Source organism: Sphingomonas paeninsulae (genome assembly GCF_003660165.1).
GTDB classification, from domain to species: Bacteria; Pseudomonadota; Alphaproteobacteria; order Sphingomonadales; family Sphingomonadaceae; genus Sphingomonas_O; species Sphingomonas_O paeninsulae.
The window spans coordinates 466,938-481,167 of the sequence record NZ_CP032829.1; the positions used below are offsets into that span (position 1 = coordinate 466,938).

A 14,230-nucleotide genomic window follows, 5' to 3' on the forward strand; every position below is an offset into this window, starting at 1 on the left:
AAAATGACGTACCGCCAAACACTCGCCCTATGTGCCGCATTTGGTGTCGCAGGCTGTTCGCTTGCGCCGCCTTATCATCCCCCTGTCCTCGCCGCGCCCGCGCCGCCCGCGTGGAAAACGGCACCGGGATGGCGAGTTGCCACCCCTGCCGACGATGCTCCGCGCACAGATTGGTGGATGGCCTATGGCGATACCCAGCTCAACGAACTGATTACGCGGGCGATTCTCCACAATCAGACATTGGCACAGGCGGCGGCCACGTATCGGCAGGCTCATGCAACGACCAAAGAGGCTCGCGCCAGCCTGTTTCCGACCGTGACTGCCAACGGTCAGGTTACGCACAGCTATTCCGGAAGCAGCAGTTCGGTGATCTCGGGCAGCGGATCGACTGGCGGCACCACGACGACGACAAACTCGGGCAGCGGCAACGCTTCGAACAGTTACAGGCTCAGCGTGGATGCATCGTGGACGCCCGATCTGTTCGGCCAGATTACCAATACTGTCCGAAACGCGCGGCTGACCGAACAGGCAAGGCTTGCCGATTTGGCGAACGCACGGCTCGCGCTACAGGGTGAACTTGCCACTGATTACCTGTCGCTGCGCGCAGCGGATGCCCAAATAGCCAGCCTCACCGCGACGGTGAACGCATATCAACGCTCGCTGACGATCGCGACAAATACCTATAACGCCGGGACGGCACCCCGCACCGACGTATTTCAGGCCCAGTCGCAACTCGCCTCCGCCCAGTCCGACCTGGAGGGAGAGAAGCAGACACGCGCCCAGTTCGAGGATGCTATCGCCGTTCTGGTCGGCGAAAATCCGGCGAGTTTCACGCTCGCCTCGCTTGGAGGTAATTGGAAACCTGTGGTGCCCGATGTCCCGGCGATCATCCCGGCATCGCTAACGGAGCGTCGCCCCGACATCGCATCGGCAGAACGCGCGGTTGCGGCCGCCAATGCCGAGATAGGTGTCAATCGCGCAGCCTTTTTCCCGACCGTCAGCCTGTCTGCCGATGGCGGTGTAGCCAACAATGTGCTGTCAGGACTGTTTTCCTCAGCGGCGTCATTCTGGTCACTCGGTGCTCAGGTGGCCCAAACTCTCCTGGACTTCGGAGCACGTAAAGCGCGCGTCGCTCAAGCCCGCGCCGCCTATGATGGGGCGGTTGCCAACTATCGTCAGGTAACGCTCACTGCATTTCAGGAGGTGCAAGACAATCTGATTGCCCAGCAAATACTTGCTCGTCAGGAAACATTCCTGCGTGTCGCTTCGGTTGCTGCGGATAAATCCGAAACCTCCATTCGCTATCAGTATCAAGCTGGCATCGTTGTCTTTACAAACGTCGTCACTGCGCAAGCTACGGCGCTGACCGCACGCCGCGCGTTAATTCAAGCTCAGGTTGATCGACAGAATGCGACCGTCGCTCTTGTACAGGCTCTGGGAGGTGGATTTAGCAAGGCAGACCTCGCGAATGGAACAGAAACCGTTCGCGCTGCTGCAATAGAACGGTCTCAAAAAGACGGGCAATAGCAGTCGGCTTCGCTTGGATAGAGGCCCGTAACCGGACGGTGGACTTAGCAAATCTTGCTCAAAACGGTGGTGCAATTTCACGACATTAAGCCATCAAATTGGCATCCCCGAAATTCATTGATCTTGGGATATCTGGCTATGTTGACGGCGCTGGGACATCGACAGTCATCAGCCCTTGGGCGTAACCCAGACCTCGACCGGTGCAGCGAACTTGCCCGGCGCAGGCTGGCCGATATGGATGCGATCCGCAGTGACCAGTTCGCCCGTCGCTAGATTGAAACTGGCCCAGGGCTTGGGCATCCGCCCGAACGTCATTTTTTGAATGGGTTGGCCAGTAGCCGAATTCATGATGGTGGCAACGATACTCATGCAGCCGCCGATAGCGACGGACCGGGATCATGGTCCAGAAGTAAATGCCGCATTCGGAGGTATCTTGCAGATCTGCGTAATACTTCTCTCAGAGACAGCTTTGCGCCCAAACTCTACCGTAAATGGTCCTGTGCGGTGCCGCGGCACGTAATGGTGAACCGCCTACCAGCGGTAACGATAGGGCAACAAACCGGGCACCGGGACGTCGAATCGGAATAATGCGCCAGCGAGCGGCTGGCTGCGGCGATCGTGCGGCGAAAGGCCGATTGCGGCGCTCGTGGCGTACACAGTTGTCAGGTCGGGGCCACCAAAGGCGACCTTCGTCACGTTCGCGCAAGGGAAACGGACGGTTGCGAGCAGCCTGCCGTCCGGGGCATAGCGCCGCACCGCCCAACCGCCCCATAATGCAACCCACAGAGCTCCCTCGGCATCGACGGTGAGGCCGTCGGGCGCCCCGTGTCGGGGATCGATCATTACAAAAGGCTGCCCCTCGCCCATCAGCAGCCCGTCTCGCACGGCGAATTGCCAGATCGATCCAGCGACGGAATCCGCCTGATATAGCGTGGTGCCGTCGGGACTGAATGCAGGACCGTTTACGATCGGGCAACGACGGCCGTGACGGGTCATCTCGACTCCGTCGTACCGATAAAGGCGACCGGCCGGTTCCGCACCCTGTCGGTCCATCGACCCGAACCACAGTGCTCCTGCCGCATCCACGCAACCATCGTTCACTCGTGCGCCGGGTGGCAGATTTATCATCGTCACAAGATCGAGCGCATCGTCGGTGAGCCGGTGGATCGTTGATCCGGCACCAAGCAGCAGTCCGCCCGCGTCATCATGCACCACAAAGGCCGGTTCACCCGGAAACGCAATATGCGCATCGGCATTCCCGTCGGGATAATAACGGTGGAGGTGTCCACTGGCGATGTCGAGGAACCACAAGCACTGGCGGACGGAATCCCAAAGCGGCCCTTCCCCAAGCTCGCACCCCACAGCCGACACCAATTGAACATCGCTTGGACCTCGCCGGCTAGCGGTGATGGTCGGCCGCACCTTACGCATCACCCTGCGGAATCGCCCTATCGGACGCGGTACTGGTGGCGGATCGAAACGGTCCTGCGGTACATATCCGATTACGGCACGCGTATGCTCCAGATCCCACCGACCGTCCGGGACCAGCGATGTCAGGTTGATTAGCGCGAAACCCTCAACCGGGGCATCAAGCGCGCAATCGATGCCCCGGCAGAAGTCGCGATTGCTCAGCCAGCACTGATCCTCCCAATCGTTTTTGCGGATCGGCGGATTTGGGCCGGACGGACAGCCTCCTATCCGTAATGCAATCGTGACCGGCCCCCCCATAATCCCCTGTTCGCGTGCCAAACGTTCAGCGAACCGCTTTGACGCGCCATAAGCGTTGTCACCCGGTTGCGCATCATCGGCGAAGATCGGGAGTCTGTCATGAGCGCGCCCTGCCATCGCCCATACCGAACTGGCAAAGATCACACGCGAAACGCCATGCAATGCTGCCGCGCGGTAGAGATTGCGCGCGTTATCGATGTTGGAACCGGCCAGTGCGGCGCTGTCCGCGTTTGCGTCGGCATTGCCCGCAAGATGGACAATCGTGTCGACACCCGAGAATCGATCAACCCAGCTTGAGTTCCATTCTGACAGGTCCGCAGAGACTATAGCGGGGTCGTCACGCGACGCGCAGTCAAGCAGAACCAGATCAAGATCGTCGCGTTCCCACCAATGTATGCGCAGTCGACGCCCGAGATTGCCCGCTGCTCCGGTGATAACGATCCGACGTTTTGGATCGGCAATCAACTCTCAGCCTGCGCACGCCGACGATCAAGCGCCCGCTTGAGAGCCTGAATCATGCCGAGTTCGACCCGCGTCTTACCCTCGGTCATGTTACCACCGTGACGCCGCACCACCAACGTCGTGCGCTCGATCCGGCGAAGATCGCCGCCCCGCTCTTTCAGTCGCTGGAACCAGTCCGTGTCCTCGGCAAAGCGCAGGCCGTCGTCGAACAGGCCAATCCGGTCGAACACGCGCCGGCGGTACAGCGCCGAGCCGATATAATAGGGATAGGCACCACCGGATTCATCATAGAACGAGTCTTCGCAGTCATCGATGATGCGCGCCATCTGCGCGCGACCAATCACGACATCGGCTTCTGGCGTCGCCTCCATAATTTCGAACAGCGCTTCTATCGTTCCTTCAGGCCACAAATCATCGACGTCAAGAAAGGCGATCAGGTCGCCTGACGCGTCCCGCAGGCCGCGGTTTCGTGCTGCCGCCGGCCCGGCATTCATCTGGCGGAAAAACCGCACGTCTACCGGCGATGCGGCGACCGCCGCCTCGATCTCATCGGTCGACCCATCATCTACGATAATGATCTCGAGTGCCGGATAGCGCTGAGCGACGATACTCGCGATCGCCGACTCCAGAAAGTGCGCGCCGTTGAAGACCGGCACAATTACTGTCACCAGTGGCCGTGCCGCATGCCGGGCCTGTTCCACATCAGCCCCTTCCTCGATCAACCGCACGATCGCGCCGGGCACCGCGCTCACATCGCTCCCCAGCGTCATCTGGGCACCGGGCAACGCATCGATCAGGCGAGCGACAAACGCATGCGTCGTCGCGCCCGCATGGGGTAGTTGCAACAAAGTCGTAAACGCCGCAGCCTGATGTAGCGCAACCTGCGAAATTGGTTCGAACCGCGTCTCTGGGCCTTCCCCGAAGCGCGGTGTTACGAGCCAGCGCAATGGCAATGATCGCGCGAACCGTTCGGCATGGTCGGGATAGAGGCGGATCACCGCCTTCTCGTCGCCCGGCCCAATCGGATCGGCGAGCGGCTCCAGGTCCGGAAACGCTGCCAGTTGCTGGGGCGTGACTTTGGCGGTGCAATAGAGGCTCCAAACCGTCGGTTCGGGGTCGAACCCTACCACGACATAGTCGTCCCCGGCGAAACGCAGCCCCCTGACGAGCGACGAGAGCGACGTGGTAGATTTGCCAACTCCCCCTTTGCCGACGATCAGCACGCCACCCGCATCAGTGCCGATTGCCGCCGCATGCAGCAGCTGACGTCCGTGACGCTCCATCAGCCAGTGGAACAGGGTCCGCATTGGCGAGGATCGTGCCCAATATGGCAGGTTCGAAGTACGATTGACCCAATAAGCGCCTATCTGCGTTTCGCTATCGAAAACGCAAACCGAATATTCGCTCCAATGAAAAGCGCTGCGATAGCGGAAGCTGGAAAAGCCCCACAGGTCGCCGCGGTCGGTGAAACTTTCGCTGGGGAGTGGCGGAGGCAACATCGCAACCCCGGTCGATTCAGTATCCCACAAATGAAAGGTAGCATCCGTCGCTCCGACCCAGTCGACAAGTTCGAGATGAGCGAGCGCACCCATGAATTCATCGAGTAGTCGCTGTCCCGCAAAAACCAGCCGAATGCGTATCCCGGCCAGTTCTATCAACCGCGTCGTCGCGCCCGCCTGCGCCTGTGCCTCCAGCGCGCGATCGACCACTGCAGTGTAGAAACCGCGTTGTTCCTCCTCGGATCGTTCGTTGCTGCTCATACGACCTCTGCTTGGACTTGCGGGACGAGTTGCCCGCGATCGAGCCGGAATATGCTTTCGGCGAGTGCCACGACCGCCGTGTCGTGGGTTATCGTGAGCAGGCCCAGGCCGTCGCGCGCTGCCACCAGTCGGCCCATGATCGAGCCAACCGTCGCCGTGTCGAGATGATTGGTGGGCTCATCGAAAATCAGCAACCGGGGATCGCCGACCAACGCGCGCGCAATCGCCAGTCGCTGCGCCTCGCCGCCCGACAGGAGCATGCCGCCTCTCCGATCGGCGTCTCATAGCCCTGCGGCAGATCACGGATAAATGCGTGCACCCCGGCGCGTTCGGCTGCGGCGACAATGTCCGCATTAGATCGGTCGGGTCGGCCATAGGTCAGGTTTTCGGCAACAGTGCCGGTAAAGAAAGTTGGTCGCTGAGGCACAAAGCCAAAGCTTTGCCGGAGTACTCGCAGATCTAGCTGGTCATAGGGTATGCCATCCGCAAGCAATACTCCTTGCTGAGGCCGGTGGAAACCAAGGATCAGATCGACGATCGTCGTCTTGCCTGACCCGTTCGGGCCGATGATGGCGACGTTGCACCCCGGTGCCAAATCCAGCGATAGCTGATCAAGTAAGGGCGTGTCCCCATGACGAAAAGTCACGTCGGCGAGCGTGATGCGACCCACGAAGCGCGATTTTTGTCGGCCGGTATAGGATGTCCCGGTCACGCCGGTCCTGAGGGCTTCAAGTCGCCCCAGTGATCCATCACAGGTGAGCACGTCGGGCAGCAGCGTTGTCAGCTGTGACATGGCGTTATTGAGAAACCCGGCACCGAGATAGAAGGCGAGCAGATCTCCGAGCGACAATGCGCCCGCGATGACCTGAAGTCCGCCCACGATCAGGACCAGTACGCCGATTGCCCCGATTGCGATCGATTGGAGCTGCCCATGGGCGGCAAAGCTCATCGCCATGCGGACGCCCGATCGTTGGAGATCGTCTATACGGCTGCTTTGCGCTTGGAACTCCCCTTCTTCAAACCCGCGGCTCCGGGTCAGATCCATCTGACGTACGACGAACGAGATGCCCTGATGAAAACGTTCGAAATTATGCTGGAACGCGGTCACTTCTCGTTTCACATGCCGTCCCGCGACCAGTCCAAGCGCCCATGCGAACGGTGCAAACACACCGGCGATCAGCAGCAATCGCCAGTTGATCCACGCGAGCGTCCCGATCAGCACCACGATCGTCAGCAGCGCGGGCAACACCGCACTGAGCAGCGTGCTCGACAGATTGTCGAGCCGTTCGGTCTCCTGGACTATGCGGCCCTGAACATAGGCAGCGTCGTTGCGCGCCAGATAGTCACGTGGCGAGCGATAGAGCCAGTCGACCAGTTCCTGCCGCAAGCCAGCCACAGTCCGCTTGGCCAACCGGACGCTGAAAAATCGGGTTAGTAGAAGCAGCGCGCTCGAAACCAGTCGGATCGACAGAATTCCAGCACCGACCATTATTACCGCTTCGACGCGCTTATGAGGAATAGCGGTGTCAAAACAATATCGCACGAGATGCAGCATCGGCAGAAACAGCAGCGACTGGAGGCTCCCTAGTGCCGCAAGCATGAATAGCTGGCCGCGCGACCGGCCCAATCGACTAAGGAACCCGCGCCACAGCGACCACCGTATCAGTGACAGTTTCGCTAGAGGGTTCGCAATACGCGTTGCCGCCGACGGTACGGTTGCGCTTTCTGTCATCGTAGCGCCCGCCGCGTCTGACGCAGCAGCACCGATCCAGCCGCGACCGGTATCATCAACGGATGGCGAAGCTGCCACCGACGCGAAAGATATTCGGGAAACTCACGCCAGAACCGCCCTGCGCCACGCACACGGCGATAACGCCAGTAATCGACTAAGGGATAGAGGTATGGGCTGTACATGCGCTGCGCAGGACCAAGATAGACTATGTTCTCGACACGCTCGACAAAGCTGATGCCAGCGGCGTCGAGCTGCTCGATCACCCACCCCGGCACCGATTGTCCGAATTGTTCGACAAGGTAACCGAGACCCATGGATAAACGACAGGCAAGCCGGTGCTGCCGGGCGAGTACGACGATGCCAGACCAGTCGATCGGGTCCGCAGTCTGGCTCATCAGTGCCGCCGCGTCGCTTACCCAGCGGATCGACGGCTCAAGATTGGATCGCAAGCCATGCAGCACCGTCTGGACCAGCATCTGTGTCGCGCCCGGTTGCAGCGTCTTTACACCTTCAAACGTGAAGGGTTTGGCGGTCGCCCAGAACCAGGCGTCGAGCGCATCACCAGGCGCTTCGCGCAGGCAATGCCAGTGCAGGTCGATCTCAGTGCCCTCCGCATTGCGCAAATCCTGTGCGTGGAGATCGGGAAGCTCGCGCGCGGGATGCTTCGTGGTTGCTTTCCAGCCGAGTTTCGCCAGCAGATGCCGCGCGGCATCTGCCTGATCGGTTCGCACCATAAGGTCGAGATCGGCCATGGGCCTCGTCGCATGGCTCGCGTGATAGGTGAGCGCGATCGGCGTCCCCTTTAAAAGCATCGTCTTGATGCCTGCGGCCTCAAGCGCAGCGACAGCTGGCACGACACGGTGGAACAACAGGTTATTCTCATACCAGGCGCGGCGATAGACGCCCTTCAGCCGTCCCATCAGAGGATCGTCGATGTCGAGCGCCGACAGTCGCGCATAAAGCAATGGCAACAGACGATAGGTACCGCCATCGACCGGCGCTTCGATATCGGTCATTGCACGCCATGCGTCGAACGCCGCGCGGACGCCTTGCGCCGGACCGATCGCGGCGCGCAACAACAGCGTTTGCGCTTCGCTCGGCCATGGCATTCCGCTGCCGGCGAGTTCAGGACCACCGCGATGCATCAGTTCGGATTCCCGGCAGCTGTACGGCGGCGGATCGCGGCACGCATCACGGTGAAATAATCCGCGTAATCGGTCTGGGCCAGCACAGTATTGCTGCCATGGATGCGCCGCCGCAGCACGAGCGTATCGACGGTGGTTAACCGAGAGCCCAGTGCGGTGAGTCGGGATATCCAGTCCATCGTCTCGCCGATCGCCAGGCTGCTGTCGAACGCGCCGATCTGCTCCGCAACCGATCGCCGCACCAGCAGAGCACCCATCAATCGGGCGGCGACCTGCCCCGACGGACAGTGGAGGCGCTCGCGCGCTTCTGCATCCATCATTGGGCACAGGAATTGCTCGACCAGCCCGAAACTGCCCGCCACCGCCGGATCGGCCTCGATCGGCGCGATCCGACTGGCAAGACTGTCCACCGGCCAAATATCGTCGGCATCCAAAAAGGCAATCAGGTCGCCCGTCGCAGCAGCCAAACCGCTGTTGCGTGCGCGGGCAATACCGCCCTGTGCTTGAGGAAAAATGATGATGTCGGGCGCAATCTCACGTGCGATATCCGCGCTGCCGTCGGTCGATCCATCATCGACGAGGACGATCTGATCCACCGCGCGTGACTGATCGAGAACGCTGGCGAGCGCATCGGGCAGATAGCGACCGTAGTTATGACAAGGAATGACGACGCTTACTGAAAGTCGAGCCGGCTGCGTTTCAGACATGGTACTCAGGAGGCGTGGAAAGGAGCGGTGTCCTCGCGTCGGGTCGGCCAGCCCATCGTATCGACGTCATGGATTGGATCGAGCATAATCAAATCCTGCATATCTGAATGCTGATGCAATTCCGGACGAACATATGCGCCGATCGGCCAGACGGACGCGTCCGCCCCAGAACCACCTGATGCGGTTTCGACCAGCAAGCCGTTGCTGACGAGCAAGTTCAGGAAGGTATCGGCATCGGTGCCCACCTCCGCTGCGTCTGGATAGGCCGCGATCACGCTGGCAAGCAATGTTTGCCGGTCGTGCCCCGCTAATGCAGCCAACCATAGCTTTGCGCCGAGCGCCTCGGTCGAAAAATAATTACCCGACCGCATATCGATGATGATTGCCTCGCCGTCGATTACCTCACTGACAATCGCCAGCGCTCCCAAAGCAAAGCTCATGTTGCCCATCCAATTATTTCAGCAGTTTGCCTGTAACATTTTGGTCATGGGGCGTCTTTCAGTCAAGCGAACATCCAGTATCGCCTTGGGACAATATCGCGCTGTTGCAGACGGAACGGCTTGACATTTTCTCTAAAAATATACCAGAAAATTGTGGAAATCAGCCCATTCAGCTCGCACCTGCGATTCAGGTGTTAGTAAATGTCGACAGAGCGCCCACTACTCACCGTTCAGGTGCAGTTTAAATGTCTTATAAATGAAATAAACTAATTTACTGAAAAATATAACCTAATAACTATAAATAAGTTCCTAAAATGTAACAATAGAGAAATACATAGCTACCATGGGAGTGCCTCCAATCGCTACGGGGGCTCCACAATGTTTTTTAATCATGCGCATCTGATCAAGAGAACGCCGACTGCTACTACTTTGTTTGCACTATGCTTTGCTCTAGCGGCAAACCCTGCCCGGGCGGCTGATGCCGCCCCAGAGGAGGCCGCGGCGGATTCGGGGTCGCTGGAAGAAATTACGGTGACGGCCGAGAAGCGACCGCAGAGCCTGCAGACAACGCCGATTTCCATTTCGGTCCTCAGCGGAAAAGACATGGTCAATCGCCACGTCCAGTCGCTAACCGACCTTGGCGACGGCGCGATCCCGTCATTGCGAGTGGCACCCTTTTTTTCGCGCCCGGGCGCGCTGATCGTCAACATCCGGGGCGTTGGCGTGCTGTCAGACAGCAACCAGCCCGCGCGTGACCAAGGCGTCGGCATCTATATCGACGGTGTTTATCAGGGCCGTCCACAGGGATTGGGCGCCGCGCTCTACGACGTCGAGAATATCGAAGTACTGAAAGGGCCGCAGGGCACGCTGTTTGGCCGCAACACCGAAGGCGGTGCGGTCAACATCGTCACCAAGCGACCGAGCGGCGAATTCAGGATGAACACGACCGTCGGTGCCGGAAATTTCGGCAGCTACAAAGGTGAAACCCATATTGACTTGCCCGAATTCCATGACGTCAGCTTCAAAATCGACGCCGTCGTCAGTCACCGTGACGGGCTGATCAAGAACCCGCTTGCCGGCGCGTCAGACTTCAACGGTTATGACAAGCGCGGCGTTCATGCCGAATTGCTTTGGAAGCCATCGCCTAACTTCACGGTCGATCTGGCGGGCGATGTATCTTACGATGCGACGACCACGCTGTATCAGCAATTGCTATCACCTGGTACGAACAAGCTCGCCGCGGCGGCCAAGATTCAGGATCGTCGCGCGGAAACCGCCGCGGTCGGTTCACCCGAACAGCCCAGCGTTGGCAAGTCGAAGGGCGTGCGCCTCAACCTCGAATGGCAGATAGCGCCGGCGCTCATGCTAAAATCGATTTCGTCTTATCGTAAGCTGACTCAGAGCCAGTTTGACAATGCTTCGGGCAGCACATCAATGCAGCAGGCGCTGACGACCGCCAACCCGACAGGCAACTTCAACAGCTTCGCCTTCTCACGTTACAGTCTCGCCTATTTCAAGCAGAATCAGATCAGCCAGGAATTCCAGGCGATCGGTGAGTTCGGCGACCATCTGAAATACGCTTTTGGCGCGTTGTTCTATCAGGAAAAGGTGACGGACAACGCGCAGGCGTTCAACACCAACACGTTCACGAATGCCGACGGTAGCTCCTATACTACGGCGAACATCGATCCTGCCACGCAACGCATCGATCGGGCCAGCCATGTAAAGACCACCAGCATCGGCGCCTATGGTCAGGCGACCTACACACCGGCGCTGATGGAAGATATGTTCCACCTGACGGTCGGTGCCCGCTTCACACGGGACAAGAAGGTTGGTTCGCTATTTATCGTCAACAATGCGCCACCGGTCATTCCGATCAACGGTGTCAACGTGTCGGGGCCGATCGGCCTTAATTCGTCGTGGTCGCGGGTCGATCCAATGATTAACCTGTCGGCCGATCTGACGCGGGATGTGCACGTCTATGGCAAATGGAGCACCGGCTATAAATCGGGGGGCGCCAATTCACGTGCGCTGGATTATGAACCATTCAACCCGGAAACGGTCTCAATGTTCGAGATCGGGGCCAAAACCGAGTTCTTCGACCATCACGCACGCTTCAACGTGGCAGCCTATTACGGTCACTATAAGAACATTCAGCTCGATTTCAGCGGCCTTTACGAGGATGTCGTCAATGGCGTGCGTGTGGCGACAACGCGCACCACGACCAACACGGTCAATGCCCCTGGCACTGGCAAACTGAAGGGCGTGGAAGCCGAACTCACGCTCGCGCCGCTATCCGGCCTCACCTTGACCGGGAGCTATTCCTACAACAGCGTGAAGATCCCCGACACGCTCAACCCCTTCCCACAGACAGGTGGCGTCCTCATTACCGTGCCAATTCCGATTTATCAGGTCTATACGCCAGCGCATTCAGCGAGCGGCTCGATCGATTATGAAATCCCCATGAATGGCTTTGCGATCCGCGCCCATCTTGATGGGAACTATGACTCGGGCTTTTATGGCGCCTACACGGACTCGGCCTATAATTCGGTGACGCGCGCAGTGACCTACAAGCAACCCAAGGGCGATGCAGGGCTTATCTTCAACGGACGCCTTGCGCTCGCGGACATCGTGCTAGGCAACAGCGACACCAAGATGACCGTCTCGGTCTGGGCACGCAATCTGTTCAACGAGCAGCATGTATTCTTGAAGTCCGGCGCTCCCACGAGTGGCGTAGCCGGATTCTTCAATGATGCGCGGACCCTTGGCGGCGAACTGAACATGAAGTTTTAAATCCACAAACTGGCACGATCTATTGATGGGATAGCGCCCGCTCACACGTTCGAATTTTTTAAGGACGCAAATGATGATTAAACGTTCCGCACTCTTCTTCACTTTGGCGGCTGTGATCGCCAGCCAGACAGCCTTCGCCGGAACCGTCGACAAAGCGCAGGTGGAACGCATCGCAACTGGACAATTGTCGGTGGAATGGATCGATAGCGATCCGGTTGATGTGTTTGTAACGGATAATCCTGCTGGCAGTATCGAACAGGCCACGCTGCTATCGGATAATAATCATGACGGTCGTTATGTTCTAAATGTCCCCGGAATCGATCGCCACTATTTCCTGCTACGCGACGAGAAGACCAAACATGTGGTCACTGTTGCCGAACGGGTATTGTCTCTGGAACGCGGTTCCAATTTCCGGGACATCGGTGGTTATCCGGGCGAAGGTGGAAAGCATGTCCGCTGGGGGCTGATCTATCGCTCGGGCGCTTCGGCGATGTTGACCGATGCGGACGTGCAGCAGGTCCAGGCTTTGGGGTTGAAGCAATTGATTGATCTGCGTTCCAGCGAAGAGCGCGTGCTCGCGCCGACGCGGATCGATGGCATACCTTATACAGCGGTCGGCTATTCGATGGCAGCGTTGTTAAAACCCGCAAGCGGCGGCGGTGAAATTAGGAATGGCGGGGCGATGTACCGCAACTTCCCGATTTTCCTGGCTCCACATCTTCGGATCGTGTTCAATGATCTCCTCTCGAAAAATGGGCCGATCGTCTATAACTGCTCCGCCGGGCAGGATCGCACGGGTTTCGTGACGGCCATGATTCTAAGCGCCTTGGGAACGCCGCGTGATGTGATCATCCAGGACTATCATCTGTCGACAAAATATCGGAAGCCGGTGAATGAAATGCCAAAGATCAATCTGGTGGCGCATCCGAATGATCCTGCCGCCTCACTCTTTGCCAAATATCAGGATGACCCCCGCGCAGCGATTGCTCAGCCATTGAAGGAAGCAGATGGAACAGCATTTCTGTCGTCCGCCTTTGACGAAATTGAAAAGCGGTGGGGCTCGACAGACTCATATCTCGAGAAAGAGATAGGGCTCAATAGAGTAGACATTGCCAACCTGCGTCGGATTTACTTGCAGTAACCTGGTTTCGGTCGGTGGCAGGAGTATCTGATCCGGCGAACGTCTGTAAATACCAGAGTATGGTTAAAAAGCGTCCGTCGGCCCTATGCTTCGTGAATGACCGTCCATAGATTCACCGTTATAGCTGCAGCCGTCATCATTGCTATAAGTTGAATCCTCATACTTATCCTTCACTTCCATGTTATCGATTGAGACCAATCTGGTGGATGGCTGGAAGTAGTGAGTTGAAGACTGTCCGATTTTACGGTTGAATCTTGGCAAGAAGACAGTCGTCCACCATCAATTCTGCGCTTTAATTCACGCTAATGAAGCGACTGTCTTCATCGAACCGGCATGTGAAGAACCGCGTGTCTTTGTTCCTGTCATACCAACCTTGCACGATAGTTCCGTTTCTTTGTCGAATAGGTGCATTTGTCGTAATGTCGCTAGGGCGGCGATCAAAAGCAGCAGCAGCTTCTGCCTTGCAGTTGCGCGAGAGATCGCCGCCGCCTCCATAACGCCCTCGATAATTGTCACGCGCTGGCGGTAAATAGCGAGGCGCTCGCTCCCGATCCTTCAATGGCGACTGTCGGCAGTCGGGAGATGTTGTTGGCGTGATCGAGTCGTACCGCCCATTCATGGTCGCGATGGACACGCACTGCCGGCGATCGGAGTTCCACCAATAAGTGTAACTACGGTCGCCCCCCTTTTCGCCGCGCATATTGCGGTACCCTCGACGTTGAAGCTCATTCTCTGCCTGCCCAGCACGCGCACCAACCATATCTTCCAGTCCGGTTGACTGGGCGAAGACGGGCG

Annotated in this window: 11 protein-coding genes; 3 read left to right on the forward strand and 8 right to left on the reverse strand. The window is 58.4% G+C overall.

Features of this window, described 5'->3' with window-relative positions; translation table 11 throughout:
- Positions 1–3 precede the first annotated feature (3 nt).
- Positions 4–1,527, forward strand: coding sequence for an efflux transporter outer membrane subunit (locus D3Y57_RS07600; RefSeq protein WP_121155591.1), 1,524 nt, complete (start codon positions 4–6; stop codon positions 1,525–1,527).
- 168 nt (positions 1,528–1,695) lie between these two features.
- On the opposite strand, the gene D3Y57_RS07605 is transcribed toward D3Y57_RS07600, so the two are convergent.
- From D3Y57_RS07605 to D3Y57_RS07640, 8 genes are all read right to left on the reverse strand, one after another.
- Entirely contained in the window at positions 1,696–1,896 is a 201-nt protein-coding gene (locus tag D3Y57_RS07605) for a hypothetical protein (RefSeq protein ID WP_121152488.1), read from the reverse strand.
- Between the two features lie 162 nt (positions 1,897–2,058).
- Positions 2,059–3,720 (reverse strand): SMP-30/gluconolactonase/LRE family protein, encoded by a 1,662-nt coding sequence (locus D3Y57_RS07610; protein ID WP_121152489.1) that lies wholly within the window; start codon positions 3,718–3,720, stop codon positions 2,059–2,061.
- Entirely contained in the window at positions 3,717–5,477 is a 1,761-nt protein-coding gene (locus D3Y57_RS07615; protein WP_121152490.1) for a glycosyltransferase, read from the reverse strand. Before D3Y57_RS07615 ends, D3Y57_RS07610 begins: the two co-directional genes overlap by 4 nt.
- On the reverse strand, positions 5,474–5,737 hold the full coding sequence (locus D3Y57_RS21080) for an ATP-binding cassette domain-containing protein (protein ID WP_121152491.1): 264 nt from the start codon (positions 5,735–5,737) through the stop codon (positions 5,474–5,476). Before D3Y57_RS21080 ends, D3Y57_RS07615 begins: the two co-directional genes overlap by 4 nt.
- Complete coding sequence (locus tag D3Y57_RS07625; protein WP_162987036.1) at positions 5,665–7,209, reverse strand: ABC transporter ATP-binding protein; 1,545 nt, start codon at positions 7,207–7,209, stop codon at positions 5,665–5,667. Before D3Y57_RS07625 ends, D3Y57_RS21080 begins: the two co-directional genes overlap by 73 nt.
- Entirely contained in the window at positions 7,206–8,354 is a 1,149-nt protein-coding gene (locus D3Y57_RS07630; RefSeq protein ID WP_121152493.1) for a nucleotidyltransferase domain-containing protein, read from the reverse strand. Before D3Y57_RS07630 ends, D3Y57_RS07625 begins: the two co-directional genes overlap by 4 nt.
- Positions 8,354–9,061 (reverse strand): glycosyltransferase family 2 protein, encoded by a 708-nt coding sequence (locus tag D3Y57_RS07635; protein WP_121152494.1) that lies wholly within the window; start codon positions 9,059–9,061, stop codon positions 8,354–8,356. Before D3Y57_RS07635 ends, D3Y57_RS07630 begins: the two co-directional genes overlap by 1 nt.
- Positions 9,062–9,066: 5 nt before the next feature.
- Positions 9,067–9,501 carry a PqqD family protein gene (locus D3Y57_RS07640; RefSeq protein WP_162987037.1) on the reverse strand — a complete coding sequence of 145 codons (435 nt, stop codon included), beginning with the start codon at positions 9,499–9,501 and terminating at the stop codon, positions 9,067–9,069.
- A gap of 378 nt (positions 9,502–9,879) precedes the next feature.
- Here D3Y57_RS07640 and D3Y57_RS07645 point away from each other — a divergent pair, with 378 nt between their 5' ends.
- Both D3Y57_RS07645 and D3Y57_RS07650 read left to right on the forward strand, forming a co-directional pair.
- The gene (locus D3Y57_RS07645) at positions 9,880–12,294 is read left to right on the forward strand and encodes a TonB-dependent receptor (protein ID WP_121152496.1); all 2,415 of its coding nucleotides are present in this window, start codon (positions 9,880–9,882) and stop codon (positions 12,292–12,294) included.
- 70 nt (positions 12,295–12,364) lie between these two features.
- On the forward strand, positions 12,365–13,435 hold the full coding sequence (locus tag D3Y57_RS07650; RefSeq protein WP_121152497.1) for a tyrosine-protein phosphatase: 1,071 nt from the start codon (positions 12,365–12,367) through the stop codon (positions 13,433–13,435).
- Positions 13,436–14,230 lie beyond the last annotated feature (795 nt).